The organism is Thiobacillus sp. 65-1402, from assembly GCF_001897685.1.
Lineage (GTDB): Bacteria > Pseudomonadota > Gammaproteobacteria > Burkholderiales > Thiobacillaceae > Thiobacillus.
Genome location: NZ_MKUG01000164.1, coordinates 1 through 5561, shown reverse-complemented (window position 1 = coordinate 5561; position 5561 = coordinate 1). Strand labels below are relative to the sequence as shown.

Annotated in this window: 7 protein-coding genes; 1 reads left to right on the top strand and 6 read right to left on the bottom strand. The window is 66.0% G+C overall.

Features of this window, described 5'->3' with window-relative positions; all coding sequences use genetic code 11:
* Positions 1-118: 118 nt before the first annotated feature.
* Positions 119-355 (bottom strand): ribbon-helix-helix protein, CopG family, encoded by a 237-nt coding sequence (locus BGO62_RS12365; RefSeq protein WP_296642886.1) that lies wholly within the window; start codon positions 353-355, stop codon positions 119-121.
* 113 nt (positions 356-468) lie between these two features.
* Between BGO62_RS12365 and BGO62_RS12360 the strand changes: the two genes are divergently transcribed.
* The gene (locus BGO62_RS12360) at positions 469-1326 is read left to right on the top strand and encodes a neutral zinc metallopeptidase (RefSeq protein ID WP_296642884.1); all 858 of its coding nucleotides are present in this window, start codon (positions 469-471) and stop codon (positions 1324-1326) included.
* Positions 1327-1363: 37 nt separating this feature from the next.
* On the opposite strand, the gene clsB is transcribed toward BGO62_RS12360, so the two are convergent.
* From clsB to aspS, 5 genes are all read right to left on the bottom strand, one after another.
* Positions 1364-2560 carry a cardiolipin synthase ClsB gene (gene clsB / locus BGO62_RS12355; protein WP_296642882.1) on the bottom strand — a complete coding sequence of 399 codons (1197 nt, stop codon included), beginning with the start codon at positions 2558-2560 and terminating at the stop codon, positions 1364-1366.
* The gene (locus BGO62_RS12350; protein WP_296642879.1) at positions 2557-3312 is read right to left on the bottom strand and encodes an endonuclease/exonuclease/phosphatase family protein; all 756 of its coding nucleotides are present in this window, start codon (positions 3310-3312) and stop codon (positions 2557-2559) included. The genes clsB and BGO62_RS12350 overlap by 4 nt, the downstream gene beginning before the upstream one ends.
* Before the next feature lie 7 nt (positions 3313-3319).
* Positions 3320-3760 (bottom strand): dihydroneopterin triphosphate diphosphatase, encoded by a 441-nt coding sequence (nudB, locus tag BGO62_RS12345; protein WP_296642878.1) that lies wholly within the window; start codon positions 3758-3760, stop codon positions 3320-3322.
* Positions 3757-4062, bottom strand: a complete 306-nt coding sequence (locus BGO62_RS12340) for a DUF2322 family protein (protein ID WP_296642875.1) — start codon at positions 4060-4062, stop codon at positions 3757-3759. The genes nudB and BGO62_RS12340 overlap by 4 nt, the downstream gene beginning before the upstream one ends.
* 55 nt (positions 4063-4117) lie before the next feature.
* A partial coding sequence (gene aspS, locus BGO62_RS12335; RefSeq protein ID WP_296642871.1) for an aspartate--tRNA ligase occupies positions 4118-5561 on the bottom strand: 1444 nt, incomplete at its 5' end.

Genomic DNA, 5561 nt, shown 5'->3' with positions numbered 1-5561 from the left:
GTCAGCAATCGCGTGGCGGCATCCGCTTCCGCCACCAGCTGTGGCCGCCACTTGGGGATTGTCCCGTGCGATGTAGGCTGCCTCCTGCTTCAGGTTGCGCAGGGCGCGGCGCAGCCATTTAACCTGCATATTTCTTCAGCAATTTCGCCAGGTCGGCAGGCGGAGCGAAATCACCACGGTCCGCTTCCTGGATCGCCTGTTCGATTTCACCGATCTGCCAGGCTTCCAGGTCGACGCAGCGCACGATGGCTTCCTCCGCCAGAAACGATCTGGAGCGATGGGTGGCCTGCGCGAGCTTGTCGAGTTTGGCTTTGATTTCTACGGGAAGACGCAAAGTCAGCACGGCCGTGGCCATGAAGACACCTCATAGCATGGTGCTGCGGTATGCGGCCCGGGACGCTTCCCGGGGAAGTCGCGCATGTCCGGAGCTAGAATGAGGCGGACAAGCGAACGATGGGAGGGCACACCATGCGCTGGGAACGCGGACGACGCAGCGACAACATCGAGGACCGGCGCGGCATGCGGGTGAGCGGCAAGGGGATCGCCGGCGGTGGCATCGGGGCGATTATCCTGGCGCTAGTGGCGATGTATTTCGGGGTGGACCCGGCGGTGGTGCTGAACCAGGCGGGCACGCTGGCGCCGACGCAGGCCGAACAGCCGCCGGCGGCGTTCAGCCCGGAAGAGGAAAAACTCAAGGACTTCATGTCGGTGGTGCTGGCGGACACGGAAGACGTGTGGGGCACGCTGTTCCAGGGCTCGGGCCAGCGCTACCGGCAGCCGAAGCTGGTGCTGTTTTCCGGCGCGGTGGAGTCGGCGTGCGGCTTCGCCGAGGCGGCGATGGGGCCGTTCTACTGCCCGGGCGACCAGAAGCTGTATCTCGACATGAGCTTCTTCAACGATCTGGCGCAGCGCCACGATGCGCCGGGCGACTTCGCGCAGGCCTACGTGGTGGCGCACGAGGTGGGCCACCACGTACAGACGCTCCTGGGCGTGTCGGAACAGGTGCACGCGGCGCGCAGCCGCGCGGGCGAAGCCGCGGGCAACGCGCTGCAGGTGCGGATGGAGCTGCAGGCCGACTGCTTTGCCGGGGTGTGGGCGCACCACGCCAACAAGCAGCGTCAGATTCTGGAGCCGGGAGACACCGAGGAAGCGCTGGCGGCCGCGGCCGGGGTCGGCGACGACCGTCTGCAGAAACAGGCGCGCGGATTCGTGGTGCCGGAATCCTTCACCCACGGCTCGTCGGAACAGCGCATGCGTTGGTTCAAGCGCGGCATGCAGCGCGGCGATCCCGGGCAGTGCGACACTTTCAAGCCGGCGCAGCTGTAGCGGATCGCTTGCTGGCCGGGGCGACCCTGCTGCCTCCTCACACCCGGCGCCCCACCCCGGTCACCCCCAGCAACAGACGCACGATGCCGTAGGCCAGCCGCGACCGCATGCGCTGCGGCCAGGAACGGCGCCGCCAGTCGGCGGGATCAAGCGGGGTGGACTGGGCGATGGCCTGCTGCAGCCGCTGCCGCAGGTCGCGGGCAAAGTCCGCGTCGTCGACGACGATGTTCGCCTCGCGCGCCAGCAACAGGCTGAAGGGGTCGATGTTGCTGGAGCCCACGGTGGCCCAGTGGCCGTCGACCACCGCCGCCTTGGCGTGCAATTCGCTGGCCTGGTATTCGTAGATCGCCACGCCGGCCATCAGCAGGTTGTTGTACAGCGCGCGCGAAGCGGCCTGATAAAAACGGTGGTCGGTATGGCCCTGCATCAGCAGCTGCACCCGCACGCCGCGCGCAGCGGCTTTTTTCAGCAGCTTGCGGAAACGGTTTCCCGGCAGGAAGTAGGCGTTGGCGATGAGGATGCTTTCATGCGCCAGCGCCAGCGCGGCAAGGTAGCTGCGCTCGATGTCGCGGCGGTGGACGAAGTTGTCGCGCACCACGAAGGCGGCGCGCACGCGGCCATCGGTCGGCCACGACGGCTCGAGCGGCGGCTGCTTGCGTTCATCATCGGGCTGCAGCTGCGTCAGGGCCACCAGCCGCCACAGGTGGTGCGCACTGCGGTGGATTTGCGCGATCAGCGGCCCCTGCAACTCGACGCTGTAGTCGAGCCGTGGCGCAGCGAAACGTACCGGCTCGTAATCGTCGATCAGGTTCATGCCGCCGGCGAAGGCGATGCGCGCATCGATCACCGCCAGTTTGCGATGCAACCGCCGCAGGCTCTTGGGATTGGCGCGCCAGCCGTTCACCAGCGGTCGATAGACCCGCACGCTGACTCCGGCCGCTGCGAGCGCATCCAGCCAGGCGGCCGGCAGTTCGCGCGAGCCCACGCCGTCGATCAGCAGGCGCACCCGCACGCGACGCTGCGCGGCGCGGATCAGGGCATCGCGCACGGCCCCGGCAGTCGGGTCGGCGCTGAAAATATAGGTTTCGAGATGGACTTCGGCGCGCGCGGCATCGATCGCCGCGATCAGCGCCGGGAAGAATTCGGCGCCGCTTTGCAGCAGCCGCAGCCGGTTGCCGGGAACCAGCTCGACGCCGCGAAAAAACAGCGCGCGCAAGCGGTTGTGTGCGGTCATCCAGCCGGTTGCAGTTTGGCGCTTAGCGCGGCGTGATCGGAAATGCGGTGCCAGGCGTTGCCGGTGTGGACATGCGCGGCCTCGATGCTGAAGCGCCGCACATAGATGCGGTCGAGCTGGAACATGGGGAGGATGGACGGATAGCTGCGAGCGGGCCTGCCGTGGTGGCTCTCGAACACCTCGACCAGCCCGAGTTCATCCTCGAAATAGCGGCCGACACGCACGCGCCAGTCGTTAAAGTCGCCCGCCAGGATCAGCGGCGCCCCGTCCGGCACCATTTTGCGCACGCGCGCCGCGATCTGCGCCAGTTGACGCCTGCGCCCGCCCTCGTTCAGCGCCAGGTGCACGTTGATGCAGTGAACCGGCGTCGCCATCCCCGGCACTTCGATCTCGCAATGCAGCATGCCGCGGCTTTCGTACGCATGGGAGGAAATGTCCTCGTTCTCCCACGACAGGATCTTGTAGCGCGACAGGATGGCGTTGCCGTGATGGCCGGTGTCGTAGACACAGTTCTTGCCGTAGGCGAAGTCGGTGTAGACATGGCCCGCCAGGAACTCGTGCTGCGGCCGGCCCGGCCAGTGCTGGAAACGGCTGGCGCGCAGGCCGTGGCTGTGCTGCACTTCTTGCAGGAACACGATATCGGTACCCAGCGTGCCGAGACGGTCGCGCAACTCGTGCACCGTCAACCGCCGGTTGAATTGCGACAGGCCCTTGTGGATGTTGTAGCTGGCGATATGCAGCGGAAATTCCATCTATTCATTATAAACGCATGGGCAGCAGGCGAATGGCTGCCGCGTTGCTGGGCGAAAAGCAGCGTTCCGCCGCCGCTGCCCACGGCAGCCACAGGCAGCGCAGATGCTCGCGCGGCGCCAGCACGACCGGCAGCGGCGCGGGCAATTGCAGACCGAACACGTGTTCGGTGTTGTGTGTCACGCCCGGCGCATAGCGGTGGCGCCAGCGCTCGTAGATGGCGTAGCGGTTTTCGATGCCCCATGGCGTCAGCGCGAACTTGCCGGCGTCGAGACCGGTTTCCTCGCGCACTTCGCGGATCGCGGTCTGCTCCAGCGTTTCGCCGGCGTCCTGCGAACCGGTGACCGACTGCCAGAATCCCGGCGCGTCGGCGCGCTCCAGCAGCAGCACCTGGCCGTCCGCCGTGTGGATGACGACCAGCACCGAAACGGGGATCTTGTATGCGATCAAACGATGCGTGCGTTGAGCGGGATGCCCGTCGCCAGGACGGCGATCAAGCGGTCGATATTGGGATGCTTGCCGGGGTGCGTGCTGGCGTCCTCGGTGTGCTCGGCGAAAATCGCCAGCCCCTCGGCGGCAGCCTCGGCGTCGATTGCGCCGTATTGCTGCGCGAGATGCGCATACACCCGGAACGAGCCGGCGGTGCCGGGGGCATTGGCGATGGTTGCAACTTCAGCGCCTGCCGCATCGGTCAGCACCAGCTTGTCGCCCGCGAATTCGGGCAGGGTTTTCAGGGTGTCGGCGAATTTCATTGCAAAATCCTTGTCCGCGAATGCCGAGAAGGGTATTCGCGGATGAAAAAACGGTTCAAGCCGCCTTGTCCGCTGGATTGACGTTGCGCAGGCGGATGTGCAGTTCGCGCAGCTGCTTCTCGTCGACCACGTTGGGCGCATTGGTCATCAGGCAGGAGGCGCGCTGGGTCTTGGGGAAGGCGATGACGTCGCGGATCGATTCGGCGCCGGTCATCAGCGTCACCAGTCTATCCAGCCCGAACGCCAGGCCGCCGTGCGGCGGCGCACCGTACTGCAGGGCGTCGAGCAGGAAGCCGAACTTCTCGCGGCGCTCCTCCTCGCCGATGTTGAGCGCGGCGAACACCTTCTCCTGTACGTCCTGGCGATGGATGCGCACCGATCCGCCGCCGACTTCCCAGCCGTTCAGCACCATGTCGTAGGCTTTCGACAGGCAGCGGCCCGGATCGGTGGCGAGCCAGTCCTCGTGGCCGTCCTTGGGCGCGGTGAAGGGATGGTGCAGCGCATCCCAGCGGTTCTCGTCCTCGTTGTATTCGAACATGGGGAAATCAACCACCCACAGCGGCGCCCAGGTGCGGCCGTCAACGTGGCCTTTTTCATGGCCGATCTTGAGGCGCAGCGCGCCGAGCGCGTCGTTCACCACCTTGGCGCGGTCGGCGCCGAAGAAGATGAGGTCGCCGTTGGCAGCACCGGTGCGTTCGATCACCGCGGCGAGCGACGCTGCGGAGAGATTCTTGACGATGGGCGACTGCAGGCCGGCTTCGTTGAGTTGCGTGACGTCGTTGACCTTGATGTAGGCAAGCCCCTTGGCGCCGTAGATTTTCACGAACTCGGTGTAGCCGTCGATCTCGCCGCGGCTCAAGCTGGCGCCGCCGGGAATGCGCAGCGCGGCGACACGGCCCTTGGGGTCGTTGGCCGGGCCGGAGAAGACCTTGAACGCGACCTCCTTCATGACGTCGCCGACGTCGACGATTTCCAGCGTCACCCGCATGTCAGGCTTGTCGGAGCCGTATTTGTTCATCGCCTCGGCGTAGGTCATGCGCGGGAAGGCGGCGGGCAGGGCTATGTCCTGAGCCTTCTGCATCATGTCGCGGATCATGCCCTCGACCAGGTTCATGATCGCCTCCTCGCCCATGAACGAGGTTTCGAGGTCGACCTGGGTGAACTCGGGCTGGCGGTCGGCGCGCAGGTCCTCGTCGCGGAAGCACTTGGTGATCTGGAAGTAGCGGTCGACGCCCGACACCATCAAAAGCTGCTTGAACAGCTGCGGCGACTGCGGCAGCGCGTAGAACATGCCGTCGTGCACCCGGCTCGGCACCAGGTAGTCGCGCGCGCCTTCCGGGGTGGAGCGCGTCAGCATCGGCGTTTCGACTTCCATGAAGCCGTGCGCGTCGAGGTAGTCGCGCATCAGCTTGGAGACGCGATAGCGCAGCTTGAGGTTCTTCTGCATCGGCTCGCGGCGCAGGTCGAGGTAGCGGTACTGCAGGCGGATGTTCTCGTTG

Excerpts from the sequence above, each read along its gene's own strand:
- BGO62_RS12365 (WP_296642886.1), bottom strand. The coding sequence starts at position 355 with ATGGCCACGGCCGTGCTGACTTTGCGTCTTCCCGTAGAAATCAAAGCC.
- BGO62_RS12360 (WP_296642884.1), top strand. The coding sequence starts at position 469 with ATGCGCTGGGAACGCGGACGACGCAGCGACAACATCGAGGACCGGCGC.
- clsB (WP_296642882.1), bottom strand. The coding sequence starts at position 2,560 with ATGACCGCACACAACCGCTTGCGCGCGCTGTTTTTTCGCGGCGTCGAG.
- BGO62_RS12350 (WP_296642879.1), bottom strand. The coding sequence starts at position 3,312 with ATGGAATTTCCGCTGCATATCGCCAGCTACAACATCCACAAGGGCCTG.
- BGO62_RS12340 (WP_296642875.1), bottom strand. The coding sequence starts at position 4,062 with ATGAAATTCGCCGACACCCTGAAAACCCTGCCCGAATTCGCGGGCGAC.